The following is a 25,808-nucleotide window of genomic DNA, read 5'->3' as shown; positions in this document are numbered from 1 at the left end:
TTTCACTCTTGATTGGAGGATTACTTGTCAGACGGCGCCGTCAGCGACGTCTGGAATCGGTTGTGCTGCAGCACCGGCATCTGCGCACGAATATTTTTCAGGCTTGCGGCGTCCACACGCACCTTCAGTGCCGCCACGGCGTCCGCGTTCTCGGCCAACACCTTGCCCCAGCCGTCGACAGCCATCGAGTGGCCCCAGGTGCGGCGGGTCGGCCCGTGGCGCCCCACCTGCGCCGGCGCCAGGATCATGCACTGGTTTTCGATCGCCCGGGCGCGCAGCAGGATTTCCCAATGCGCCTCGCCGGTCACCCGGGTAAAGGCAGCCGGCACCGAAATCAGTTCGGCGCCCTGCGCCCGCAACGCCTGGAACAGCGCAGGGAAGCGCAGATCGTAACATATGGTCATGCCCAAACGCCCGACCGGCGTATCCACCACCGTCAGGTGCTGCCCGTGCTGGTAGGTATCCGACTCGCGGTAATGGCCGTGCGCGTCGTTGATGTCCACATCGAACATGTGCAGCTTGTCGTAGCGGGCGCGGATCTCGCCCTGCTCGTCGAACAACAGGCTGCTGGTGGTGATAAGCTCCGGGTTCTCACGGCTGACGAGCGGCATCGAGCCCACCAGCAACCACACGCCATAACGGCGCGCCAGTTCGCGCACCGCGTTCTGCAGCGGACCATCGCCCTGTTTTTCCGCCTGTTGGCGATAGGCCGCGGAGTTGGCGAACAACAACGCGTTCTCCGGCGTCATGACCAGTTTTACCCCGGCATTGAGCTGCTTGATCTGCTGTTCAATCTGGGCCAGGTTATCGCGCACCTGATCGCCACTGCACAACTGCAACAACGCAACGTTAGCATTCCTCATGACGCCTTATCCTCCTTTGCCTTACGAAGTACCTCATTGATCTTCGGCTGGTCGAGATCGCCGCTGATATGGTAGCGAATCAGCGAAATCTTGCTCCACAGCGGCCCCAGCACCTGCGAGGCGGCAAATACCGCCGCGCCGACGATCGGGTTGACGACAAACGCCGTGGCTACGCCGACCGTCGCCGAAATCGCCGGCGCCACCACCGCCTCCATATCGATGCGACGGCGCGCCAGATCGATCTGGCCGCTCATGGCGATATCCGCCGCCAGGCCGTCGATCAATAGATTATCTGTATGCATTATGCCATCTTTCAGCCAGGCGGTACTGCGGATGGAATCAAAGTAGAAGCCTTTGCCGAAGGTATCGCTGAAATCGAACTGCAGCTTGCGCAGCAGGGCATCGAAACTGACCAGCCGCAGCAGCTGACCGGCACGGCCACCGCCCATACTGTCGATTTCACCCTTGCCCATCTTGACCTGCAGCGCACCGCTCAGCGTATCGACCCGTGGCTGCCACGGCGTGCCATGCCAGTACAGATCGAAATCCACGTCATAAGGCGCGCCCTTAAGCGGAATGGTGATGCCGAAGAAGGCGGCGGTTTCATCGATCTTGCCGCCAAGCAGCTTGCCTTTCAGCGAGCTGCGCTCTTCCTGCGCATTTTGTTTCCACAGGCCGGTGGCGGTCATGCGCCCTTTGCCGGTATCGACCAGGCCGTGATCCAGCGTCAGGGTATCGCCCCGATTGGTCAGATCCGCCTCGACCCTGCCGAGGTTCTGCCCCAGCACCCAGCACGATTTGCAGCGCAGCATCAACGAAGGCCAGTCGCGGAAGGAAACGTTCTCGGTCGACGGCGGCGGCGTGCCCGCCGCGTTTTTCGTCTCTGCGAACTGCGGGTTGTAATACAGGTAGTTGATATCGGCGCGCCACGGCCCGCGATCGGCCACCCGCAGGCTACCATCCACTTCGTCGCTCTTGGCGCTCACCAGGGTAGCGCCAAGCTGTTTCTCGGCCGACAGCGTCAGCTTATGCCAGGCCTGGCCGCCCAACAGCAGCTGCGGCGTGGTCAGCGCCACGGTGGTGGGGAAGCTGAAACCGCCCACCTGACCGCTGCCGCCGCCCTGTTTCAGCGCCGGTGCCAGCAGCGCCAGCCACTGCTCGCCGTCCAGCGCCGGCAGGTTCAACGTCATCGACTTGCCGGCCGGAAGAGGCGGGGTGCCGCCCCCGTTGGTTTGCCAGGCGGCGCGCGCCAGGTTCACCTGTTTTTTATCGAAGTTCCATTCGCTGTTGAAGCGGTTCTGTTTGCCCGCGCTGCCGGTCAACATAAAGCCGTTCAAACCGCCTTTGACCTTGACGTTCACCGGCAGCGCCTCTCCCGACGCCTTGTCCAGTGGCGAAGGTAAGTGACTGCTCACTTTCTTCAGGTCTGCGTCAAGGCCGATATCGTAGCTGGCCGAGCCCTGATGCGGCAGCGTGATGGCCACCTGGCTCTGCCAGGGCGCACTGCCGCTGAGCGCATCGGCGGCCTCTTTTGGCAGGCCGGGGAACTTGCCCGGCTGCCAGTCTCCTTTCAGACCGACGTTGACCTTGTAGTCACGCTCGCCTTCCTGCGTAGTGAAGTTGACCGCCACCGGTTGCCCGAACCAGTTGGCCGACAGGGTGTCGCTCTCCAGATTGCCATTGTCGAAGCGGAACTTGCCGCTGAGCTTCTGCAGCTCGCTTTCCAGCGGTTTTATCAGCAACGAATTGTTGTTCAGCGCCACTTCACCGGTGGCTCTGACCTGCTCGCCGTCCAGGGGGATATCGAGATGTAAGCGCCCACTGACATCACCGCCAATCTGCAGCTGATCCAGCGCCGCCCCCAGCGAATCATGCAACGGTGTCTGCATGAAGTAGTCATGTACGTCGCTGCCCGCACCCGCGACTTCGGCGTCGATCAGCAACCGTTCTTTCAGGTAATCCGGGATCACCGCGCTGATATTTTTACCCGCCACCTTGCCCAAGCGGGTTTGCGGCGCATGCATCCACAGCCCCTCGTTGGCGAAATCGAGATCGATCGCCAAATCGGTCAGCGCCGGCCAGCCCGGTTGGAACTGGAAGGTGGCGTGACGCAGCGGTACGAAGACTTCGAACTGCCCTTCGTTTTTGCGGTACGGGAAATGCTGCGGATCGCCGGAATAAATCAGCGTGGCGTTATCCACCTGGCCGCCCTGAATGGCGCCGCCCAGGTAGTCCACCAGATGCTTGCCCATCAGCGGTTCCGGGAAATAGCGCCAGGCGTCGGCGCCGTCATACAGGCGGATGCCCGCCAGGATATTCAGCCACGGATCGCCCTTGGCCGGCTGCTGATAACGGAAATCGCCGTTGACCCACAGCGACTTCGCCTTGACGTCCAGCCCCTGACTCGCCAGCTCCCAGCCTTGATCGTTGTAACGCCAGGTCAGCGCGCCACGCGCGCTGCTGATTTCAAGCGGGGCGCGGAACATGTCGCCGTAAGGCAGGGTGCTGTCGGTGAGCCCCAGCGTCAGGCGGCCGTTCTCCACCCCGCCACTCAACGCGCCGGAGAAGTGGTTGACGCCCGGCAGCAGTTCCCAACGCTGCCAGCTGACATCGCGCCACAGCGCCTGAAAACGGCTCTTTTCCGGCTGCTTGAGCGGGATGTCCAGCGCCAGCGCTTCCATCTTCCCCTGCGGCTGCAGATCGTTCCAGCGATCGAGCACGTCCGGGCTGAGGAACGAGAAGGTCGGCAGCAACGCCGATAGACGCTCCAACTGAAGATGGGTCGCGCGCACCCGCAGCTCTTCATTCTGCGCCGGCCCCATAAATTCGGTGTTTTCCGGCAGCCACAGCGCAGAAAGCGCGCCCTGCGGCCAGGCCTGGCCGTCGGTGCTCAACCGCAGCTGCGGCACGTCGAGCTGCCAACCGGTGCCCTGGCGGCGCAGCGACAGCGCCAGATTGTCTACGTCCAGCCGGTGCTGCGCGGCGCCGGTATTCCAGTTGGCCGCCCCCTGCTTGAGCAACGCATGGCCGCCGGCGATCTCGCCGTTTTGCACCTGCAGCCAGGCTGCCAGGCTGAAGTCTGCGCTTTCCAGCCCGGTGTTGGCGCGCAGCCAGCGGGTAAACCAGGGTTTCATGTCGATGTTATCGGCCTGCAGATAGACCGTGCCGGTGTCCAGCAGGCCCTGATTATCGCGCAGGTCCATGCGCAGCTGCACCACACCGTGCTGGCCGTTCAGCGTCGACAGGCTGATCTGCCCCTCGGCGCGGTGGCGATCGCGGCCGTTGAGCCAGGTCAGCTGGGGAATGTCGAATTCGGCGCGCGCGCCGGCGGGCGTCAGGAACGAGATACGGCTGTCGCGCAGATCGAAATGGTCGAGCTGGCGCAGCATCAGATCGCTGATTTTACCGGGCTCAAGGCCGTCGCCCTCACGATCGCCGCCCAGCGTGGCGTTCAGATCGAGGCGGAATTGATAGAAGGTCAGATCGCGGAACTGCCAGCGCCAGTGCAGCAGCGATTGCCACACGTCCAGCGCCAGCGTCACGCGTTCGATATGCACATCGCTTTTGGGCAGCGTAACGCTCAGGTTGCGCACTTCAAGCTGTGGGCCGAACGTTTCCCAACTGCCCTGCAGGAAATCCATCTGCACAGGCACACCGGATAGCTTCTCCACCTGCGCCAGCAGTTGGGGACGATAGTCGTTCAGCTTCGGCAGCATCAGGCGCAGCCCGCTGATCAGCAGCGCCACAATCACGATTAGGGTGGCGCCTGTTGCTAACAGAATCCCAGGCAGTCGCCTCACGCAGTTCTCCTTGCTCCGCTGCCTGGCAACGGGAATATCTATGCACTGACGGGCCCGGCGTGCCGGGCCCCTACCGATGTCGGGCGGGCTACATCATGACGACGTCGAACTGCTCCTGGCTGTACAACGGTTCGATCTGCACCTTCACCTGTTTGCCGACGAAGATCTCCACTTCGGCCAGCGCATGCGACTCTTCGCTCTTCAGCGCTTCGCCAACCGCCGCGGAGGCGTACACCAGGAAGCGATCGGAATCGTAAGCATGGTGCACGCGTACAATCTCGCGCAGGATCTCGTAGCACACGGTTTCCACCGTTTTCACGGTGCCGCGCCCATTGCAAGTAGGACAATCGTGACAGAGCACATGTTCAATGCTTTCACGCGTGCGTTTACGCGTCATTTCAACTAAGCCTAGCTGAGAGAAGCCGTTGATCGTGGTTTTTACCCGATCTTTACTCAATGCCTGCTCCAGCGAGTGCAGCACCCGGCGGCGATGCTCTTCGTTGTTCATATCGATAAAGTCGATGATGATAATGCCGCCCAGGTTGCGCAGCCGCAGCTGGCGCGCGATGGCCTGCGTCGCCTCGATGTTGGTATTGAAGATGGTTTCGTCGAGGTTGCGGTGGCCGACGAAGGCGCCGGTATTGATATCGACGGTGGTCATCGCCTCGGTCTGATCGATGATCAGATAGCCACCGGACTTTAGCTCAACCTTGCGCTCCAGCGCGCGCTGGATTTCGTTTTCCACGTCGTACAGATCGAAAATTGGCTGGCTGCCGGTGTAGAGTTCGAGCTTGTTGGTAATGTCCGGGATGTACTCGCCGGTAAACTCCACCAACAGATCGTGCGTCAGCCGCGAATCGACGCGAATGCGATCCAGCGCCGCGCCGGCGAAATCGCGCAAGATGCGCTGCGCCAGCGCCAGCTCGCCGTACAGCTTGTATTTGGTCTGGTTGCGCTTCTTGCGCTCCATCACCTTGGTCCACAGGCGTTTGAGGAACGCGGCATCCTGCGCCAGCTCTTCCTCGCCGATGCCTTCCGCCGCGGTGCGGATAATAAAGCCGCCCAGCTCGTCGCAGTGCGGCGCAACGATGGACTTCAGGCGCTCGCGCTCGGCTTCGCTGTCGATGCGCTGCGAAACGCCGACGTGCGCCGCGCCCGGCATGAAGACCAGATAGCGCGAAGGCAGCGTGATATCCGTGGTCAGACGCGCGCCCTTGGTCCCGAGCGGATCTTTCACCACCTGCACCATCAGGTCTTGCCCCTGGCGCACCAGCTCGGCGATGTCGCGCACGTGGAAGTTTTTCCGCTCGTCGCCGGCGACGCATTCGGTATGCGGCATGATGTCGGAGGCGTGCAGGAAGGCGGCCTTGTCCAGGCCGATGTCGACGAACGCCGCCTGCATCCCCGGCAGGACGCGGCTGACGCGCCCTTTATAGATATTGCCGACGATGCCGCGTTTGGATTCGCGTTCGATATGAATCTCTTGCAGAATGCCGCCATCGATATAGGCGACCCGCGTTTCAGACGGTGTGATATTAACCAGTAGCTCAGCTGTCATGCCTTCTCCTCAGAGCCGGTCGATAATGGCAGCGCCCATCAACCGGTTCTTACATCACGTAATGCGACAAAATTACTGAGCAGCTCATGTGTTTCGACCAGCGGCAGACCGACCACCGCGTGATAACTCCCGGTTATCGTTCTGACGAAACAACCACCCTTTCCTTGAATTCCATAGGCGCCCGCTTTATCCATCGGTTCGCCCGTAGCAATATAGTCGCGGATATCCTGTTGTGACAGGCTGCGGAACGTCACGTCGGTCACCACCAGCTGGCAGCGCACGTCGTGGCGATCGGCGATCGCCACCGCCGTCATCACCTGATGCTGTTTGCCCGACAGAGCCGCCAGCATGTCCGCCGCATGGGCTTCGTCGCGCGGCTTCTCCAGCACCCGGCCGTTGAGCACCACGATGGTGTCTGCGCCCAGCACCGGCCGATCTTCCTGCGCCAGCGCCACGCCCGCCTTGGCCTTGTCCTGCGCCAGACGGCGCACATAGGCCTCTGCGGCTTCGCCTTCCCGGCGCTGCTCTTCGGTATGCGTCAGCAGAATGTCAAACGACACGCCCAACAGGGTCAACAGTTCACGTCGACGTGGGGAGCCGGAGGCCAGATAAAGCGAAGTCATTGATATACCCTTACTGTACGGCGAACTGACGGCGGATTTTGCGCATCAACAGGAATAACCACGGCCACAAAATGCCGTTTACCACACTACTCCAGAATACCTCTGGGCGGAAAGAGACGTTGATCACTAAAAACTCAGCCCAGAACACCACCACATCCATCGACAGCGACAGCAGCACGACGATCAGCGCCTGTTGCCACAGCGCCATATTGCGGAACAGTTGGAATTTGAACGCCACCAGATAGGCGATGATGCCCAGCGCCAGCGCGCGTACGCCCAGCGTAGAGCCGAGGATCAGATCCATAATCAACCCCAGCACGAAGCCGGTACCGACGTTGACACGATGCGGCAAGGCCATTACCCAGTAGATCAGGATCAGCACCAGCCAGGAAGGCCGGAACATGTAGATCTGCTCCGGCCACGGCATGATTTGCAGCACCAACGCCACCAGGAACGACAGCCAGATGATCCAGCGCCCGTGGCTGCGGTAACTGTTCATTGCACCACTCCCGCCGCGGCAGGCTGAGCCGATGGCGTAGCGCCGGCGGGTTGCGGCGCCACGCCGGTGGCCGGTGCGGGCAGCTGCGGCCCAACAGAACCGGCAGGCGGCAACACCTGCGGCATCATCTGCATCAGGCGCTCATTGGCGACGCGGTGCACTTCGTCCGGCGGCAGCGGCATGTCGCCGTTGCGATCGGCGCCCCACAGCAGCAGCAGGTAGCGCAAGCGCTGCAGACCGGCGGTCGGCCGCGCCTGAATCACGGTGTAAGCGCGCTGATTGTCGACCTTGACCGAGGAAACGACCGCCACCGGATAGCCTTCCGGGAAGCGGCCGCCGAGGCCGGAGGTCACCAGCACGTCGCCAACGCGGATATCGGTGTTGTTCGGCAGATGCTCCAGTTGCAGATCGTCGGCGCAGCCGCTGCCCGCGGCGATCACTCGAATATCGTTACGCAGCACCTGAATCGGCAGCGCGTGCGAGGCGTCGCAGATCAGCAGCACGCGGCTGGTGACTTTCGCCACCGCCACCACCTGGCCAACCACGCCCTTGTCGCTGATCACCGGCTGGCCTTCATAGACGCCGTTGTCCGACCCTTTGTCGATAACGACCTGATCGCTGTAAGGATCGGAGCCGGTGGAGATCACCTGGGTGACCATCTTGTGTTCGTCCTGGCGCAGCGGAGAACCCAGCAGCTCGCGCAAGCGGGCGTTTTCCTGCTTGAATTGGCCAAGAAGAAGAATATCGCTGTTTTTCAGCAGCAGTTCCTGCCGCAGAGCGCGGTTTTCCAGCTCCAGCTGTTGGCGGGTGGCCAGCGTCTCTGACACGCTGTCCAAAACTTTACGTGGCCCGTTGGCCAGAAAATAGAAAGGGCTGACTGCGGTGTCCATGTAGTTGCGTATCTTCACGAACGTGCCGAGCCGGCTGTCGGCAACGATCAGGCCAATGGCCGCAATCACCGCCAAAAAAAGTCGCAGTTGCAGGGAAGGCCCCCTGCTAAAAATCGGCTTCATAAATTATGCGAGTTCCTCGACAACAGAAAGAGGAACCGTACCCGATTTTCGCTGTGCGCATTCATCCGATACGATTCCTCCTTCCTGGGGCTGACTATTCTTCGCTGAACAAATCGCCGCCGTGCATGTCGATCATTTCCAACGCCTTGCCGCCACCGCGCGCCACGCAGGTCAGCGGATCTTCCGCCACCACGACCGGAATGCCGGTTTCTTCCATCAGCAGGCGATCGAGGTTGCGCAGCAGCGCGCCGCCGCCGGTCAATACCATGCCGCGTTCGGAAATGTCGGAGGCCAATTCTGGCGGGCACTGCTCCAGCGCAACCATCACCGCGCTGACGATACCGGTCAGCGGCTCTTGCAGGGCTTCGAGGATTTCATTGGAGTTCAGGGTAAAGCCGCGCGGTACGCCTTCAGCCAGGTTACGGCCGCGCACTTCGATTTCGCGCACTTCGTCGCCCGGGTAGGCAGAACCGATTTCGTGCTTGATGCGCTCTGCGGTGGCTTCGCCGATCAGCGAGCCGTAGTTGCGGCGCACATAATTGATGATGGCTTCATCGAAGCGGTCACCGCCGATGCGCACGGAAGAAGAGTACACCACGCCGTTCAGCGAGATCACCGCCACTTCAGTGGTACCGCCACCGATATCCACCACCATGGAGCCAGTCGCTTCGGAGACCGGCAGACCTGCGCCGATCGCCGCCGCCATCGGCTCTTCAATCAGGAACACTTCACGCGCGCCGGCCCCTTGGGCGGACTCGCGGATAGCGCGGCGTTCAACCTGGGTCGCGCCGACCGGCACACAGACCAGCACGCGCGGGCTTGGGCGCATAAAGCTGTTGCTGTGAACCTGTTTGATAAAGTGCTGCAGCATTTTTTCAGTCACGAAGAAATCGGCGATCACGCCGTCTTTCATCGGGCGAATAGCCGCGATGTTGCCGGGGGTGCGGCCCAGCATCTGTTTGGCGTCATGACCGACGGCCGCGACGCTCTTTGGGGAGCCGGCACGATCCTGACGAATGGCAACCACCGAAGGTTCATTCAGTACGATGCCTTGCCCTTTAACATAAATCAGGGTATTGGCGGTACCCAAGTCGATGGACAAGTCGTTGGAAAACATGCCACGAAATTTCTTAAACATAACGAAAGGATAATCCTGCAAGCTGGGGGCGGAAAATAAAATCCGCCTACTTTACCAACCACACGAAGCAGCGACAAGGCGCAAAAACGTTCTACTTCGGTGAAAAATAGTCTGTATTGTTTCTGCTCGAATGCACGGAAATTGGATGAGGCCTGAATTCCCTGAACAAAGGCTCAGTTTACCACCCTGTCAACGCACGAAACGGCGTAACACAGCTCATAAAATCTAACATATTCCCTGATTGCCGCCGATGGTAAGCACCTACCAACGCCAACCAGATAAAAGCTGACAAGAGCCTATCTCAAATAGGCGTCGTTGTCGCAGGCAGATTGGAGAAAACTCCAAAATGACGGGTGACATGGCCCAGATGGATCCGGCGCTCATTCTACGTCAATTTTTGTCCGGCAATCAGCTTAAACACGATAACGACGTGAATATTTTTTACGCCCCGCGTCGATAGGTTCCGGCGATGCGAAAAAGTCGCCCTGCCCGCCGTGGATCCCCCGCTCTTTCAGCGTCTGCCATTCGTTGCGCGTACGTACGCTGGCGGCGAACACCTGAGCACGCGTGCCCGCGCAGGCGCCGGTCAGGCTCTGCACGAACAGCTGGTTTTCGTCCCGCTTATCAATGCTCCGCACCAGCCCCGGGTGGAGCTTGACGATCTCCACCTGCAGCGACTTGATATAGGACGTACTGACCACGGTTAACCCCGCTTTGGACACCGCGAGACGGCAGCCCAGCCCTGACAACAGCCTCAGCACCGGACGCAAACGGTCGATATGTTGACACACATCTGCCTCCGCAAGTTCAATCAGAATTCGCCGACGTTGGCTTTTTTCGCATTGCAACAGCGTATCGCGCAGCCAGCGCTGGAAAGAGCGCTGCAAAATCGAGTCCACGCACAGCGGAAACGCCAGCGTTTCCTCGGGCCACTGCGCCAACAAGGGAATGATGCGGCTCACCTGTTGGCGATCGTAACTCTCCGCCAACCCCAACTGCTGCACCAGCGGCATATATTCCGCCGGCAGCAATTCCTGGGTGCCGTCATAGATCCGGCTCATGATCTCACGATGGTGCACCTCGCCTTCCACGGTCACCGCCGGTTTCTGATACAGCCGCGGGCCGCCGCGCGCCAGCACCTGTTCCAGCAGCGTGCGCCACTTGACGCTGCCGCGCCCCTTTTCCGGCACCTGGCTGTCGTACACATACCACCCGTTTTCGCCCTGCAGCGTAGCGTGGCGCGTCGCCTGCTCCGCATAGTCGATTACCTGCTCGGTGGTTTGACCGCTGCGGTACGCCACGATGCCGATGTGCAGGAAGGCCTCGCGATCGATCAGCGCCGTGGAAGGCAAGGCATCGATGGCGTTGACCAGCTGTGAAGCGATGCCGTCGGCTTCCTTCAGGGTTCGATGCGGCAACAGCACGGTAAAATCGCTGTGGAAGTAGCGCGCCAGCAGCGCCGACGGGTAGCGCATCACGAAGGTAGACAGCAGGTTGACCAGCGAATACATCAGCTCTTGCACCGCCATGCTGCCGTGCGTCTCGCGCAGGGTCTCGAAGTCGGGCAGCCGCACCATCATCACGATGCCGTGCGAGCCTTCATCTTCCAACTGAGTGGTCAATTGATTATCGAAAAACAGGCGATTATTCAGCCCGGTTTTGGCATCCTGCGCGGCGAAGGCGCGGATCAGCGTATCGACCCGGCTGCGCTCTTCCCGCGCTTCCGCCAGATCGGCCAGCAGGCGGTCGAGCGCGCCGCTGACGTTGGCTGGCCACTCACGCACGTCGCCCTGCATGACGTTTTCACGCTCGCCGTTCAGAATGCGCCGCGCACGGCGTTCCAGACGATCTTCGCCGTCGGCCTGCTCACGCAGCCAGCGCAGGCTGAACAGCAAAACCACCACCATGACGACGATCGACAGCGTGACGGCGGCGGTGGATTGCAGCGTGCGCACGTCGCTGGCGAAGGGATCGAGGTAGGTGATGTGCAGCGTACTGCCCGGGTGCTGCAACAGAGTTCGCGAGACCTGACGATAGCCGTTCAGCGCATCCCAGGGCTCTTTTTTCAGCGTCGGCAATTTATAGTCGAGGAGCTTGCTGGTACCGGCCTCTACGCGGATCGACACAATGCCGAGCGGACGCATGACAATCGGCAACCATTTCTCCTGATCGCGCGGCGATTCCTGCAACATGGCTTGATCGAGAGAGGTGACCAGCGAATCAAAGCGGCGCTCCTGGCGATCCTGGGTAACGTAAAAGAAGCTGTATGAGCATCCCATCAGCATCAAAAACATCGCCAGCGCGACCAACAGAGTGATCAATGCAGAGAGTTTGGTGGTAAATCGCATCCCTGTGCCTTGTCCGCTATGGTTAAGTGAGTGTTCACCCTTTAGCTAAAAGGGGCCGTCCAACCCTAACAAGCCTTGCCGAGGAATTAAACCTGCAAGCGCCGTTTTTGTCCTTTATCAGGACTTGGGCCGCTTATTATGCATATAGTCAAATAAATGTGATTCAGCCATTGATAGAAAAGTGTAAACGAGAGGAAGAGTGACATGCGTGCACTGTTATTGGAACAACAAGACGACCAAACTCTGGCTCATATCAAAGATATCGGCAGCGATCGGTTGCCGGAAGGCGATGTCACCGTCGACATCAACTGGTCAAGCCTGAACTATAAAGATGCGCTGGCGATCACCGGCAAAGGCAAGATCGTGCGCAACTTCCCGATGGTGCCGGGCATCGACTTCGCCGGCACCGTGCGCCACAGCCGCGACGATCGCTTCAAAGAGGGGCAAAGCGTGGTGCTCACCGGTTGGGGCGTGGGCGAACACCATTGGGGCGGCCTGGCCGAGCAGGCGCGCGTCTCCGGTGAGTGGCTGGTGCCGCTGCCGAACGGCCTGGATGAGCGCAAGGCGATGATCATCGGCACCGCCGGCTTTACCGCCATGCTGTGCGTGATGGCGCTGGAAGAAGGCGGCGTACACCCGGACGACGGCGATATCCTGGTCACCGGCGCCAGCGGCGGCGTGGGCAGCACCGCCATCGCCCTGCTGGCGGCGCTGGGTTACCGGGTGACCGCCATCAGCGGCCGCGACAGCAATACCGAGTACCTGAAAGCGCTCGGCGCCAAAGAGGTCATGTCGCGCGATGGCTATATCGACACGCCGCGTCCGCTGGAGAAACAGCTGTGGGCCGGCGCAGTGGACACCGTCGGCGACAAACTGCTGGCGCGGGTGCTGGCGCAGATGAACTATAACGGCACCGTCGCCGCCTGCGGCCTGGCCGGCGGCTATCAGTTGCCGACCACCGTGATGCCGTTCATTCTGCGCAACGTGCGCCTGCAGGGCGTGGATTCGGTGCATACGCCGCTGCACCGCCGCCAAACCGCCTGGGAACGGCTGGCCGGTATTCTGCCGGACAGTTTCTATCAGCAAGCCACGCACGAAATCACCCTCGAACAGGCGCCGGCCACCGCCGCCGCGCTGCTGAACAACCAAATCACCGGCCGCACCCTGGTGAAAATCCGCTGACCTTCTCCCCCCGGCAACGGGGGGTTCGCCCGCATCTGCGAAATTTCATATTTTCCCGCGCCCCCTCGCTTCCGGCCGGCTTTAACGCCATGCTTATTTCATGAAGACCCGTCAGCCGCTCGCGGACGGCGGGCATCAGTCGCGGAGAGCATAAGCATGAACAAACACCCGAAATTAACCGAGGCCGACGTCACGCCGGAGAGCGTATTCCATCAGCGGCGCAAAGTGCTGCAGGCGCTCGGCATCACCGCCGCCACGCTGGCGCTGCCTACCGGCGCACAGGCGGACCTGCTGTCGTGGTTCAAGGGCAACGATCGCCCCAAGGCGCCGCCGGGCAAAGCGCTGGAATTCAGCAAACCGGCCGCCTGGCAGGCGCAGCTGGCGATGACGCCGGAAGACAAGGTCACCGGCTACAACAACTTCTATGAGTTCGGCCTCGACAAAGCCGATCCGGCCGCCAACGCCGGCGGGCTAAAGACCGAAGGCTGGAAAGTGCGCATCGACGGCGAAGTGGCGAAGCCGATCACGCTGGATATCGACGATCTGATGAAGCGTTTCCCGCTGGAACAGCGCATTTACCGCATGCGCTGCGTCGAGGCCTGGTCGATGGTGGTGCCGTGGATCGGTTTCGAACTGGGCAAGCTTCTCAAGCTGGCCGAACCGAACAGCAACGCGCGCTACGTGGCCTTCCAGACGCTGTACGATCCGGAGCAGATGCCCGGCCAGAAAGATCGCTTTATCGGCGGTGGCCTGAAATATCCCTACGTCGAAGGGCTGCGGCTGGACGAGGCGATGCATCCGCTGGCGCTGCTGACCGTCGGCGTGTACGGCAAAACCCTGCCGCCGCAAAACGGCGCGCCGCTGCGGCTGATCACGCCGTGGAAATACGGCTTCAAAGGCATCAAATCGATCGTGCATATCCGTTTGGTGCGCGATCAACCGCCGACCACCTGGAACCAATCTGCGCCGAACGAGTACGGTTTTTACGCCAACGTGAATCCGCACGTCGATCATCCGCGCTGGTCGCAGGCCACCGAGCGTTTTATCGGCTCCGGCGGCATTCTCGACGTTAAACGCCAACCGACGTTGCTGTTCAACGGCTATGCCGACCAGGTAGCGTCGCTGTATCGCGGTATGGATCTGCGGGAGAATTTCTAAGTGCGCCTGACGCCTGTTCATATCAAATGGCTGAAAGCCGCCCTGCATCTGGCGGCGTTTTTGCCCTTTCTCTGGCTGGTGTTGGCGGTGGATCAAGGCTGGTTCAGCGCCGATCCGTCCAAGGACATCCAGCATTTTACCGGCAGGATGACGCTGAAACTGCTGCTGGCCACGCTGGCTATCGCCCCGCTGGCGCGCTATGCCCGTCAGCCGCTGCTGATCCGCTGTCGCCGTCTGGTGGGGCTGTGGTGCTTTGCCTGGGGCACGCTGCACCTGATAAGCTACTCCACGCTGGAGCTGGGGCTGAGCAATCTCGGCCTGCTGGGCAGCGAGCTGGTGAACCGCCCTTATCTGACGCTCGGCATCCTCACCTGGCTGATCCTGCTGGCGCTGGCGGCCACGTCAACGCTGTGGGCAATGCGCAAGCTGGGGGCCAAATGGCAAACGTTGCACAACTTCGTCTATCTGGCGGCGATCCTCGCCCCCATCCACTACCTGTGGTCGGTCAAAACATTCTCCCCCCAGCCGTTCATTTACGCGCTGTTGGCGGTGGCGCTGTTGGGCCTGCGTTACAAGAAATTCCGCGCCTGGTGGCGCTGAATCGCGCGGCGGTGCGCGTTATTGGCGCGGAAAAACGCGCGCCGCCGGCGGGAACTTTTTCTGTGTTCCAGCGCTCATATTCCTGTCACGGATCCCCCAGTTCCTCGATTTGGGGTTGAATATCTTCGCTGATAAGACCAGTATTTAGCTGCGAATTGCTACGATATCGTTATAATGCCCGACCTTGTTTCTGTTCTCAGGGTGAATTTGCCCCTTAACAGGTGACAAATCGGTAACATCGGGTTATTTTCTACGATGATGGTTTTATTGCCGGAGATACCAGCACAATGGCGGATAAGTTTCACATTTTGCTTCTGAACGGCCCCAATCTCAATCTGCTGGGGACGCGTGAGCCGGAGAAGTACGGCAGCACGACGCTGACAGAGATTGTTAACGGATTGGAAAACCAGGCATCCGCATTGGATATTACCCTGAGCCATCTGCAATCCAACGCCGAGCATCAGCTGATCGATCGCATTCATCAGGCGCGCGGCAACACCGATTTCATTCTGATAAACCCGGCGGCGTTCACGCATACCAGCGTGGCGCTGCGCGATGCGTTGCTGGCGGTGCAGATCCCGTTCATCGAGATCCACCTGTCCAACGTGCACGCCCGCGAACCTTTCCGCCATCACTCTTATCTCTCAGACGTAGCGGTAGGCGTGATTTGCGGCCTCGGCGCGGATGGCTACGCTTTCGCTTTACAGGCAGCGGTTAACCGTCTGTCGAAAACCCACTAATTGCTCCACAAAAAGAGTACGGAATCACACTCATGGATATTCGTAAAATCAAGAAACTGATCGAACTGGTTGAAGAATCAGGTATTTCTGAACTGGAAATCTCTGAAGGCGAAGAATCGGTTCGCATCAGCCGTGCCGCACCGGCGCAGGCTTATCCCGTCATGCAGCAGGCTTACGCGATGCCGGCACAGCAGCAGCCAGCCCTGGCTACCGCCGTTGCCACCGCGCCTGCGGCAGAACCCCCTGCAGCACCGGCGGCCGTGAGTGGCCATGTCGTTCGTTCCCCAATGGTAGGCACCTTCTACCGCACCCCAAGCCCGGACGCGAAAGCCTTCGTGGAAGTGGGCCAGAAAGTGAACGCCGGCGATACCCTGTGCATCGTTGAAGCCATGAAAATGATGAACCAGATCGAAGCGGACAAGTCCGGCGTCGTGAAAGCCATCCTGGTGGAAAACGGCCAGCCGGTCGAATATGACGAGCCGCTGGTCGTCATCGAATAACGAGGCGCCCCCATGCTTGATAAAATTGTTATCGCTAACCGCGGCGAGATCGCGCTTCGCATACTGCGTGCCTGTAAAGAATTGGGCATCAAGACCGTTGCGGTTCACTCCGCGGCCGACCGCGATCTGAAACACGTTCTGCTGGCCGACGAGACCGTCTGCATCGGTCCTGCGCCATCGGTAAAAAGCTACCTGAACATCCCGGCCATCATCTCGGCGGCGGAAATCACCGGCGCCGTGGCGATCCACCCGGGCTACGGCTTCCTGTCGGAGAACGCCGACTTCGCCGAGCAGGTTGAACGCTCCGGCTTCATCTTCATCGGCCCGAGAGCCGAAACCATCCGCCTGATGGGCGACAAGGTTTCCGCGATCAACGCCATGAAAAAAGCCGGCGTGCCCTGCGTACCGGGCTCCGACGGCCCGCTGACCGACGACATGGATAAAAACCGTGCCTTCGCCAAGCGCATCGGTTATCCGGTGATCATCAAGGCCTCCGGCGGCGGCGGCGGTCGCGGCATGCGCGTCGTGCGCAGCGACAAAGACCTTGAGCAGTCCATCAACATGACGAAAGCGGAAGCCAAAGCGGCTTTCAACAACGACATGGTGTACATGGAAAAATACCTGGAGAATCCGCGCCACATCGAGATTCAGGTATTGGCCGACGGCCAGGGCAACGCCATCTATCTGGCCGAGCGCGACTGCTCCATGCAGCGCCGCCACCAGAAAGTGGTCGAAGAGGCGCCGGCGCCGGGCATCACCAGCGAAATGCGCCGCTACATCGGCGAGCGCTGCTCGAAAGCCTGTGTGGAAATCGGCTACCGCGGTGCGGGCACCTTCGAGTTCCTGTATGAAAACGGCGAGTTCTATTTCATCGAAATGAACACCCGTATTCAGGTAGAACACCCGGTTACCGAAATGATCACCGGCGTGGATCTGATCAAAGAGCAGCTGCGCATCGCTGCCGGTCAGCCGCTGTCGATCAAACAGGAAGAAGTGAAGATCCACGGCCACGCGGTAGAATGCCGCATCAACGCCGAAGATCCGAACACCTTCCTGCCGAGCCCGGGCAAGATCACACGCTTCCACGCGCCAGGCGGTTTCGGCGTGCGTTGGGAATCTCATATCTACGCCGGTTATACCGTACCGCCGTACTATGACTCCATGATCGGCAAACTGATCACCTTCGGCGAAAACCGTGACGTGGCGATAGCCCGCATGAAAAACGCCTTGGCTGAACTGATCATCGACGGCATCAAAACCAACGTTGAGCTGCAGCAGAAGATCATGAACGACGAAAACTTCCAGCACGGTGGCACCAACATCCACTATCTGGAGAAGAAGCTGGGTCTGCAGGAAACCTAAGGCAGCCACGCAGCATCGTCTGACGAAAGGCCGGTTAATCACCGGCCTTTTTCTTTGGCGCTGCCGCCAGTAACGGCTTGGCAAAACGCCGTCATGCCGTAAAATTCCCTACCTTTGATGAATCCATCACCGTAAACCTATGGGAGACACGGATGGACAAACGCTTTATTCAGGCGCACCGCGAAGCGCGCTGGGCGCTGGGGCTGACGCTGCTCTACCTCCTGGCCTGGGGGCTGGCGGCCTACCTGCCGGACAGCGCCATCGGCGTCACCGGCCTGCCGCACTGGTTCGAAATGGCCTGCCTGCTGGTCCCGCTGCTGTTCACCGGCCTGTGCTGGCTGATGGTGCGCACGGTGTTCCGCGACATTTCGCTGGAGGATCGCGATGCAAACTGAAGTGATCCTGCCGCTGATCGCCTACCTGTTGCTGGTATTCGGCCTGTCGGTGTATGCCTACAGCCGCCGCCAGAGCGGGAATTTCCTCAGCGAATACTTTCTCGGCAACCGCTCGATGGGCGGCTTTGTGCTGGCGATGACCTTGACCGCCACCTACATCAGCGCCAGTTCGTTTATCGGCGGCCCCGGCGCCGCCTATAAATACGGCCTGGGCTGGGTGTTGCTGGCGATGATCCAGCTACCGGCGGTGTGGCTGTCGCTCGGCGTGCTGGGCAAGAAATTCGCCATCCTGGCGCGGCGCTACAACGCCATCACCCTCAATGACATGCTGTATGGCCGCTACCAAAGCCGCCTGCTGGTGTGGCTGGCCAGCCTCAGTCTGCTGGTGGCGTTCCTCGGCGCCATGACGGTGCAGTTTATCGGTGGCGCCCGCCTGCTGGAGACCGCCGCCGGCATTCCCTACGACACCGGCCTGCTGATCTTCGGCATCAGCATCGCGCTGTACACCGCCTTCGGCGGCTTCCGCGCCAGCGTGCTGAACGACGCCATGCAGGGGCTGGTGATGCTGCTCGGCACCGTACTGCTGCTGGTGGCGGTGATCCACGCCGCCGGTGGGTTGCACAGCGCGGTGGACAAGCTGCAGCAGATCGATCCGGCGCTGGTGTCGCCGCAGGGCGGCGATCAAATCCTCAGCCTGCCGTTTATGGCGTCGTTCTGGATCCTGGTGTGCTTCGGGGTGATCGGCCTGCCGCACACCGCCGTGCGCTGCATCTCTTACAAAGACAGCAAGGCGGTGCATCGCGGCATTCTGCTTGGCACCGTGGTGGTGGCGGTGCTGATGTTCGGCATGCACCTGGCCGGCGCGCTCGGCCGCGCGGTCTTGCCGGACCTCAAGATCCCCGATCAGGTGATCCCGACGCTGATGATCACCGTGCTGCCGCCGTACGCCGCCGGGATCTTTTTGGCGGCGCCGATGGCGGCGATCATGTCGACCATCAACGCCCAGCTGCTGCAATCCTCCGCCACCATCATCAAGGATCTCTACCTAGGCGTACGCCCACAGCAGATCCACAACGAGCGGTTGATCAAGCGCTTCTCCAGCCTGACCACGCTGATCCTCGGTCTGCTGGTGCTGCTGGCGGCCTGGCGGCCGCCTGAGATGATCATCTGGCTCAACCTGCTGGCTTTCGGCGGGCTGGAGGCGGTCTTCCTGTGGCCGTTGGTGCTGGGCCTGTATTGGGAACGCGCCAATGCTCAGGGAGCGCTTAGCTCAATGGTGTCGGGTGCGGTATGCTATACGCTATTGGCCAGCTTCAACCTGCAACCGGCGGGGCTGCATCCTATCGTGCCTTCGCTGTTGCTCAGCCTGTTGGCGTTTTATCTCGGTAACGTCGTCGGCGAAAAGCGCCGGGCGGCGTCATCATTACCCTCTTAAAGAGAATTGCTATGCCTTGGATCCAACTCAAACTGAACACCACCGGCAGCCAGGCGGAAGACCTGAGCGACGCGCTGGTGGAAAGCGGCGCCGTGTCGGTGACCTTCCAGGACACCCACGACAACCCGGTGTTCGAACCGCTGCCGGGTGAAACCCTGCTGTGGGGCGATACCGACGTGATCGGCCTGTACGACGCCGAAACCGATATGGCCGAGGTGGTGGCGATGCTGGAACAGCACCCGCTGCTGGGCGCCGGTTTCCGCCACAAGATAGAACAGCTGGAAGACAAGGACTGGGAGCGCGAGTGGATGGACAACTTCCACCCGATGCGCTTCGGTGAGCGCTTGTGGATCTGCCCGAGCTGGCGCGACGTTCCCGATCCCGACGCGGTTAACGTGATGCTCGATCCGGGCCTGGCGTTCGGCACCGGCACCCACCCGACCACCGCGCTGTGTCTGCAGTGGCTGGACGGCCTCGATCTGGCCGGCAAAACCGTCATCGACTTCGGCTGCGGTTCCGGCATCCTGGCAATCGCCGCGCTGAAGCTGGGTGCGGCGCGCGCTATCGGCATCGACATCGATCCCCAGGCCATTCAGGCCAGCCGCGACAACGCACAGCGTAACGGCGTTTCAGAGCGTCTGGAGCTGTATCTGCCGAAAGACCAGCCGGCGGACCTGCTGGCGGACGTGGTGGTCGCCAACATCCTCGCCGGCCCGCTGCGCGAGCTGGCGCCGCTGATTGGTTGCCTGCCGAAGGCCGGCGGCCATCTGGGGCTTTCCGGCGTGCTGGCCAGCCAGGCGAGCAGCGTAGCGGAAGCCTACGAAGAGAAGTTCACGCTCGATCCGGTCGCCGAGCGCGAAGAGTGGTGCCGTATCACCGGCCGCCGCAAGTAAGCGTCACGGTCTATTGCCCCCTCATCCACCGGCCCTGCGCCGGTGGATTTTTTTTGTCCGGCGATCGCCAGACGGACGAGACAAAATTTTATGCAATTTTTTGCCGTTCAACGACGGATCGCCCTGACAATGCGCCTTCCAGGCAGGCTATACCAGCAAAAATAGCGGGCGAATGCAGATAATATTCTGCACAAAGGCGAATATTTTGCCGCACACAAAATAAGCACTTTTCGTCAACTCATTGTAAAATATATATAATATTTTTATGAATCGCCGCGTAGCGCATTTTTCGCCCTAATACAGGGCCAATTGGTTAAAGTTTGGCCTTTCATCTCGACGCAAAAATGCGTAATATACGCGCCCTTGCGGACACAGTATGGTCACTCTTTGTCTATGCGCATTGGACACCACCAGCTTACTAATTGCCTGATTGCGGCCCCGATGGCCGGTATTACAGATCGCCCGTTCAGAACCCTCTGTCATGCAATGGGTGCTGGGATGGCTGTATCCGAAATGCTCTCCTCCAACCCGGAGGTGTGGCGGACGGATAAGTCGCGTCTGCGTATGGTGCATAGCGATGAACCAGGGATCCGCTCCGTGCAGATTGCCGGATGCGATCCTGATGATATGGCCGCCGCCGCGCGTATCAACGTGGCCAGCGGCGCGCAGATCATCGATATCAATATGGGATGCCCGGCCAAAAAAGTGAACCGGAAGCTTGCCGGGTCCGCTTTGTTGCAGTACCCGGATCTGGTTAAACGGATCCTCCACGCGGTGGTTGACGCAGTGGATGTGCCGGTAACGCTGAAGATTCGCACCGGCTGGGCGCCAGAGCATCGTAACTGTGTAGAGATTGCCCAACTGGCCGAAGACTGTGGTATTCAGGCCCTGACGATTCACGGCCGAACCCGCGCCTGTCTGTTTAACGGCAACGCGGAATACGACAGCATTCGGGCAGTTAAGCAGAGTGTTTCCATTCCGATTATCGCGAATGGGGATATTACTGACCCGCATAAAGCCAGAGCAGTGCTCGACTACACCGGGGCCGATGCCCTGATGATAGGCCGCGCTGCTCAGGGGAGACCCTGGATCTTCCGGGAAATCCAGCATTATCTGGACACTGGGGAGTTGCTGCCGCCGCTGCCGCTTGGCGAGGTGAAGCGCTTGTTGATTGGGCACATTCGGGAATTGCACGGCTTTTATGGCCAAGGCAAGGGATTCCGGATTGCTCGTAAGCACGTGTCCTGGTATCTCCAGGAACACGCTCCGAATGACCAGTTTCGGCGCACATTCAACGCCATAGAGGATGCCAGCGAACAGCTGGAGGCGTTGGAGGCATATTTCGAAAATCTTAGCGTAAAAAAAGAGCTGACAGAACTATGTTCGAACAACGCGTAAATTCTGACGTACTGACCGTTTCTACCGTTAACTCACAAGATCAGGTGACTCAAAAGCCTCTGCGTGACTCGGTTAAACAAGCACTGAAGAACTATTTTGCTCAACTGAACGGTCAAGACGTAAATGACCTGTATGAGCTGGTACTGGCTGAAGTTGAACAGCCACTGTTGGACATGGTGATGCAATACACCCGTGGCAACCAGACCCGCGCAGCCCTGATGATGGGCATCAACCGCGGCACGCTGCGTAAGAAGCTGAAAAAATACGGCATGAACTGATACTAGTCAGTTAACGTGTTGAAAAGGCGCTTTATCTCATTTGATAAGCGCCTTTTTCTTTGTCTGATTTATGCCTACATTGGCGGGGCTTTGCGCGGAATGCGCTTATCAATATATCCGGCAATGAAATAGCAAATATCCGCCACGGCCGCGACCATCACGGAGCGCTTCCACCCGTCCAACTCCACACCCAGGCTATCCAGCCCGCTCAACACCCCAAACACCAGCAGACCCAAGATAACCGATGCTCTGCCTGTCCAGGTTGGTGAGGGTGTCAATAAACGCCTTACCCAGTGGGATCTCATAGAGCTTCCTCCTTGCTTACGATTGAGTCGCCAATCGATGAAGAATACTCTCACGTTTTACTCGGGGCGACAAAGCGGGGGCATAGGCTCTGGTTTGCGGGCAATAAAAAAGGCCGCAGCGCGGCCCTTGGGGTAAAGCGGAGACCTTATTCGGTCGCTTTGTTCTTGAGGCTTTCCGCCCCTTGCTTGGTCTTGTCCCAAGCCTTCTCCGTACCCTGTTTGGTGGAGTGCCAGGCCTTTTGCGAGCCTTCGCTCACTTTGCTGCCGACGCTGTCGCTCTTGCCTTCGGCGGCGTGCTTGGCTTTCAGCTTCAGCTCTTCACCCTTGTCCTGAGACTGGTGCAGCTTTTCTTTGGCGGTATCCGCCCCTTTATGCGCCTCAGCGACGACCTCGTTGCTGGCGTGAGCGGCGGTGTCGGTCGCGGTTTCAGCAGCGAACACCGGGGAAGCGAGCAGCAGTGCAGACAAGGCAATGATTGATTTCTTCATAAGTCCCTCTTTTCTCAGATACGTGCCATTCGTCATGAAACAAGATGGCATGAAATGCCCCTTGAACGATTTAAGAATAGGACTAAAACCAAAAAAATCGATACAAAATTTTATTACCAACGGTTTTATTGATTTTTTATGCCACCAAGCAGTATGAGCGGGTAAAGCGCACGAAAAAGTTAAATTTTTCCTGTCACAAAACTATAATTTGTACGAATTTTTAACAAGCACCAACAGGGATGGATTCTATGGTTGCCGCGATCATCATCGGCATTTTTATCATCAGCTTCCTCTACGCACACTCCCGCGGCAAAGAGAAACAAAAGCTTACCCGCCAACTGTTCGATCACTCCACCTTTATGGGGCCGATCAACATGTTTATGACCGGCTTCTCCCGTTTGCCCGCCAAACAGCCCTATTTCGACGAAAAAGGCTTCCCGGAGCTGCAGACGCTGACCGACAACTGGCAGGTGATCCGCGAGGAAGCCGTGCGCTTGCAGGATCACATCAAAAAGGCGCAGTCGCACAACGACGCCGGATTCAACACCTTCTTCAAGCGCGGCTGGAAACGTTTTTATCTGAAGTGGTACAGCGACAGCCACCCTTCGGCGCAAACGCTGTGCCCGAAAACCGTCGAGCTGCTCAACCGCATCCCGTCGGTCAAGGCCGCGATGTTCGCCGAGCTGCCGCCCGGCAGCCATTTAGGTAAACACCGCGATCCTTACGCCGGCTCGGTGCGCTACCATCTGGGGCTGATGACGCCCAACGACGATCGCTGCTTCATCGAGGTCGATGGCGAGCAGCACAGTTGGCGTGACGGCGAGGCGGTGATCTTTGATGAAACCTACGTGCACTGGGCGCAGAACGCCACCGATCAGACGCGCATCATTCTGTTTTGCGACGTCGAACGGCCGATGAAATGGCGCTGGGCGCAGGCGGTCAACCACTGGGTCGGCGCCACGCTGATGTCGGCAGCCAGCTCGCCGAACGACGATCAGGACCGCACCGGCGGCATCAACCGCATCTTCAAGTACGTCAACGCAGTGCGCGATGCCGGCCAACGCCTGAAAGCGCGCAACCGCCGTGGTTACTACCTGCTGAAGTGGCTGGTGATCGTCGCTATTTTCGCCGCCATCATCCTCCCCAGCCTGTAAACCGTCGCCAATCGTCAACACAGGGGCAACGCGAATGAGAATATTCGCATGCCCCTCTTCCGCCACACCCCGTACCCTGTGTTAACATACACGTTCCTAGAGCCGCCTCCGCTGGCCAACAGCTATCCCTCCGAAGCCTGATAGCAGCGCAAACCGCCCTTCGAATGTAAATGTTTAGTCAATTATGGAATTCCGACTAAACCCTGGCCGTACCTGGGTGTCTGAGTAGTCGTATCGCTATCGAGTGGAACCTTTATATGCGTTACAGCTTGCTGCCCCTTTTAACGTATAAAAAGAGTTTCTATGAAATCAGCCAAAGCATTTCAACTGGCCTTGCTGCACCCGCGCTACTGGTTAACCTGGTTCGGCCTCGCCCTGCTGTTCCTGCTGGTCCAGCTCCCCTACCCGTTGCTCAATCGGCTGGGAGTGTGGATGGGGCGTACCTCGATGCGATTTCTCAAACGCCGCGTCACCATCACTCGTCGCAACCTCGAGCTGTGTTTCCCCGAGATGGACGAAGCGCAGCGCGAGCGCAAGGTGGTGGGCAACTTCGAATCGCTCGGCATGGGCCTGTTGGAAACCGGCATGGCCTGGTTCTGGTCGGATAAACGCGTCAAACGCTGGTTCAACGTCTCCGGCATCAACCACCTCAAAATGGCGCAGCGCGACGATCGCGGCGTGCTGGTGATCGGCGTGCACTTCATGTCGCTGGAGCTGGGCGGCCGGGCAATGGGCCTGTGCCAGCCGATGATGGCGATGTACCGTCCGCACAACAATAAAGCGATGGAGTGGGCGCAGACCAAAGGCCGCATGCGTTCCAACAAGGCGATGATCGACCGCAAAGATCTGCGTGGCATGGTGCACGCGCTCAAGCGCGGCGAGGCGGTATGGTTCGCGCCGGATCAGGACTACGGCCCGCGCGGCAGCGTATTCGCCCCGCTGTTCGCCGTCGATCAGGCCGCTACCACCAGCGGCACCTTTATGCTGGCGCGCATGGCCAACCCGGCGCTGGTGCCGGTAGTGCTGATCCGCCGCGAAGGCGGCCGCGGCTACGACCTGCTGATCCAGCCGGCCCTGGAAGACTATCCACTCAGCGACGAACAGGCGGCGGCGGCTTACATGAACAAAGTGATCGAGAAAGAGATCATGCGAGCGCCGGAGCAATACATGTGGCTGCACCGCCGTTTCAAAACCCGACCGGCTGGTGCGCCCTCGCTGTACTGACCTTTTTTTTCAGCCCGGCCAATGCCGGGCTTTTTTGTGCGCCACCTTTAAAAAACGGCGGCTCGACACTCTACTTTCCTGTAATCTCCTTCTTTACCCGCACAGGAACGGAAATGATGAAAGCTCAAGTTCGCATTGCTCTGGTCGGTGATTACAACCCGCAAGCCGTGGCCCATCAGGCCATCCCCGTGGCGCTCCAGCTCACCGCCGCCCATCTCGATATTGACGTGCAGCCCCAGTGGCTACCGACCGAAACCTTGATCTCCCCCGAAACGCTGCAAAATTTCGACGCCATCTGGGTGGTGCCAGGCAGCCCGTATCGTTACGACGACGGCGCCTTTATGGCGATCCGTCATGCGCGGGAAAACGACGTGCCGTTCCTCGGCTCCTGCGGTGGTTTTCAATACGCCATCGTCGAATACGCCCGCAACGTGATGGGCTGGCACGACGCCGGCCATGCGGAAACCGACAGCGGTGGCCGGCTGGTGATCGCCCCGCTGAGTTGCTCGCTGGTGGAAAAAACCGGCGACATCGTTTTTCAGCCCGACACCCGCGTCGCACAGGCCTACGGCAGCCTGAACACCCATGAAGGCTACCACTGCAACTTTGGCGTGAATCCGGAATTCGTCGCCGATCTTGAGCGCTTCCCGCTGATCATCAGCGGCCACGACAGCGAAGGCGACGTGCGCGCCATCGAACTGCCGGGCCGGCGTTTTTACGTCGCCACGCTGTTCCAGTCGGAACGCGCCGCGCTGCGCGGCGAGCTTTCACCGCTGGTGGTGGAACTCGTCAAAACAGCCGCCAACGGGTAAAAAAAAAGCCCTCCTGCGAGGGCTTCATTGACAAGCAACGCG

The 25,808-nt window shown here is 59.8% G+C and carries 24 protein-coding genes; 14 read left to right on the top strand and 10 right to left on the bottom strand.

Going from position 1 to position 25,808, the window contains the following annotated elements:
• Positions 1 to 20: 20 nt before the first annotated feature.
• From nit1 to csrD, 8 genes are all read right to left on the bottom strand, one after another.
• Complete coding sequence (gene nit1, locus RE418_RS08755) at positions 21 to 863, bottom strand: deaminated glutathione amidase (RefSeq protein ID WP_038629939.1); 843 nt, start codon at positions 861 to 863, stop codon at positions 21 to 23.
• A complete protein-coding gene (gene yhdP, locus RE418_RS08750) occupies positions 860 to 4,663 on the bottom strand; it encodes an AsmA2 domain-containing protein YhdP (protein ID WP_049204335.1) in 3,804 nt (1,267 codons plus the stop codon). Before yhdP ends, nit1 begins: the two co-directional genes overlap by 4 nt.
• Positions 4,664 to 4,751: 88 nt before the next feature.
• A complete protein-coding gene (rng, locus tag RE418_RS08745; RefSeq protein ID WP_025304418.1) occupies positions 4,752 to 6,221 on the bottom strand; it encodes a ribonuclease G in 1,470 nt (489 codons plus the stop codon).
• A 38-nt stretch (positions 6,222 to 6,259) separates the two neighbouring features.
• The gene (locus RE418_RS08740) at positions 6,260 to 6,844 is read right to left on the bottom strand and encodes a nucleoside triphosphate pyrophosphatase (protein WP_004936921.1); all 585 of its coding nucleotides are present in this window, start codon (positions 6,842 to 6,844) and stop codon (positions 6,260 to 6,262) included.
• Positions 6,845 to 6,854: 10 nt separating this feature from the next.
• The gene (gene mreD, locus RE418_RS08735; RefSeq protein WP_004936918.1) at positions 6,855 to 7,343 is read right to left on the bottom strand and encodes a rod shape-determining protein MreD; all 489 of its coding nucleotides are present in this window, start codon (positions 7,341 to 7,343) and stop codon (positions 6,855 to 6,857) included.
• A complete protein-coding gene (gene mreC / locus RE418_RS08730; RefSeq protein ID WP_025304420.1) occupies positions 7,340 to 8,356 on the bottom strand; it encodes a rod shape-determining protein MreC in 1,017 nt (338 codons plus the stop codon). The genes mreD and mreC overlap by 4 nt, the downstream gene beginning before the upstream one ends.
• Before the next feature lie 94 nt (positions 8,357 to 8,450).
• Complete coding sequence (mreB, locus tag RE418_RS08725; RefSeq protein ID WP_003855260.1) at positions 8,451 to 9,494, bottom strand: rod shape-determining protein MreB; 1,044 nt, start codon at positions 9,492 to 9,494, stop codon at positions 8,451 to 8,453.
• A gap of 413 nt (positions 9,495 to 9,907) precedes the next feature.
• Positions 9,908 to 11,842: an RNase E specificity factor CsrD gene (csrD, locus tag RE418_RS08720; protein WP_025304421.1), complete on the bottom strand. Its 1,935-nt coding sequence runs from the start codon at positions 11,840 to 11,842 to the stop codon at positions 9,908 to 9,910.
• Between the two features lie 204 nt (positions 11,843 to 12,046).
• On the opposite strand from csrD, the gene RE418_RS08715 reads away from it, so the two are divergent.
• The 11 genes from RE418_RS08715 to fis all read left to right on the top strand — a co-directional run bounded on the left by RE418_RS08715 (position 12,047) and on the right by fis (position 21,783).
• Complete coding sequence (locus RE418_RS08715; protein WP_021505125.1) at positions 12,047 to 13,024, top strand: MDR family oxidoreductase; 978 nt, start codon at positions 12,047 to 12,049, stop codon at positions 13,022 to 13,024.
• A 156-nt stretch (positions 13,025 to 13,180) separates the two neighbouring features.
• Complete coding sequence (gene msrP / locus RE418_RS08710) at positions 13,181 to 14,182, top strand: protein-methionine-sulfoxide reductase catalytic subunit MsrP (protein ID WP_025304423.1); 1,002 nt, start codon at positions 13,181 to 13,183, stop codon at positions 14,180 to 14,182.
• Positions 14,183 to 14,782 (top strand): protein-methionine-sulfoxide reductase heme-binding subunit MsrQ, encoded by a 600-nt coding sequence (gene msrQ / locus RE418_RS08705; RefSeq protein ID WP_016930241.1) that lies wholly within the window; start codon positions 14,183 to 14,185, stop codon positions 14,780 to 14,782.
• 287 nt (positions 14,783 to 15,069) lie between these two features.
• On the top strand, positions 15,070 to 15,522 hold the full coding sequence (gene aroQ / locus RE418_RS08700; protein WP_004936891.1) for a type II 3-dehydroquinate dehydratase: 453 nt from the start codon (positions 15,070 to 15,072) through the stop codon (positions 15,520 to 15,522).
• 32 nt (positions 15,523 to 15,554) lie between these two features.
• Positions 15,555 to 16,022 carry an acetyl-CoA carboxylase biotin carboxyl carrier protein gene (gene accB, locus RE418_RS08695; protein WP_060445050.1) on the top strand — a complete coding sequence of 156 codons (468 nt, stop codon included), beginning with the start codon at positions 15,555 to 15,557 and terminating at the stop codon, positions 16,020 to 16,022.
• A 12-nt stretch (positions 16,023 to 16,034) separates the two neighbouring features.
• Positions 16,035 to 17,384 (top strand): acetyl-CoA carboxylase biotin carboxylase subunit, encoded by a 1,350-nt coding sequence (accC, locus tag RE418_RS08690; RefSeq protein WP_019453177.1) that lies wholly within the window; start codon positions 16,035 to 16,037, stop codon positions 17,382 to 17,384.
• A 152-nt stretch (positions 17,385 to 17,536) separates the two neighbouring features.
• The gene (locus RE418_RS08685; RefSeq protein ID WP_043141891.1) at positions 17,537 to 17,779 is read left to right on the top strand and encodes a YhdT family protein; all 243 of its coding nucleotides are present in this window, start codon (positions 17,537 to 17,539) and stop codon (positions 17,777 to 17,779) included.
• Positions 17,769 to 19,214: a sodium/pantothenate symporter gene (gene panF, locus RE418_RS08680; RefSeq protein ID WP_089181379.1), complete on the top strand. Its 1,446-nt coding sequence runs from the start codon at positions 17,769 to 17,771 to the stop codon at positions 19,212 to 19,214. The genes RE418_RS08685 and panF overlap by 11 nt, the downstream gene beginning before the upstream one ends.
• Before the next feature lie 11 nt (positions 19,215 to 19,225).
• Positions 19,226 to 20,107, top strand: a complete 882-nt coding sequence (gene prmA / locus RE418_RS08675; RefSeq protein WP_016930246.1) for a 50S ribosomal protein L11 methyltransferase — start codon at positions 19,226 to 19,228, stop codon at positions 20,105 to 20,107.
• 393 nt (positions 20,108 to 20,500) lie between these two features.
• Complete coding sequence (gene dusB / locus RE418_RS08670) at positions 20,501 to 21,505, top strand: tRNA dihydrouridine synthase DusB (RefSeq protein WP_025304426.1); 1,005 nt, start codon at positions 20,501 to 20,503, stop codon at positions 21,503 to 21,505.
• Positions 21,487 to 21,783, top strand: a complete 297-nt coding sequence (gene fis, locus RE418_RS08665) for a DNA-binding transcriptional regulator Fis (protein ID WP_000462905.1) — start codon at positions 21,487 to 21,489, stop codon at positions 21,781 to 21,783. Before dusB ends, fis begins: the two co-directional genes overlap by 19 nt.
• Positions 21,784 to 21,857: 74 nt before the next feature.
• On the opposite strand, the gene RE418_RS08660 is transcribed toward fis, so the two are convergent.
• Positions 21,858 to 22,088 (bottom strand): hypothetical protein, encoded by a 231-nt coding sequence (locus RE418_RS08660; RefSeq protein ID WP_399676071.1) that lies wholly within the window; start codon positions 22,086 to 22,088, stop codon positions 21,858 to 21,860.
• 146 nt (positions 22,089 to 22,234) lie between these two features.
• On the bottom strand, positions 22,235 to 22,576 hold the full coding sequence (locus tag RE418_RS08655) for a hypothetical protein (RefSeq protein ID WP_016930249.1): 342 nt from the start codon (positions 22,574 to 22,576) through the stop codon (positions 22,235 to 22,237).
• 248 nt (positions 22,577 to 22,824) lie between these two features.
• On the opposite strand from RE418_RS08655, the gene lpxO reads away from it, so the two are divergent.
• The 3 genes from lpxO to RE418_RS08640 all read left to right on the top strand — a co-directional run bounded on the left by lpxO (position 22,825) and on the right by RE418_RS08640 (position 25,766).
• Positions 22,825 to 23,730: a lipid A hydroxylase LpxO gene (lpxO, locus tag RE418_RS08650; RefSeq protein WP_025304427.1), complete on the top strand. Its 906-nt coding sequence runs from the start codon at positions 22,825 to 22,827 to the stop codon at positions 23,728 to 23,730.
• A 303-nt stretch (positions 23,731 to 24,033) separates the two neighbouring features.
• Complete coding sequence (gene lpxP, locus RE418_RS08645; protein WP_016930250.1) at positions 24,034 to 24,954, top strand: kdo(2)-lipid IV(A) palmitoleoyltransferase; 921 nt, start codon at positions 24,034 to 24,036, stop codon at positions 24,952 to 24,954.
• Between the two features lie 113 nt (positions 24,955 to 25,067).
• Positions 25,068 to 25,766 carry a CTP synthase gene (locus tag RE418_RS08640; RefSeq protein ID WP_169540440.1) on the top strand — a complete coding sequence of 233 codons (699 nt, stop codon included), beginning with the start codon at positions 25,068 to 25,070 and terminating at the stop codon, positions 25,764 to 25,766.
• Positions 25,767 to 25,808: the final 42 nt, after the last annotated feature.

The sequence above is a fragment of the Serratia sp. szju genome (genome assembly GCF_044594185.1).
Classification (GTDB): Bacteria; Pseudomonadota; Gammaproteobacteria; order Enterobacterales; family Enterobacteriaceae; genus Serratia; species Serratia bockelmannii.
Note: the sequence above shows the minus strand (reverse complement) of the source record. Positions and strands in the feature narration are given on the sequence as shown.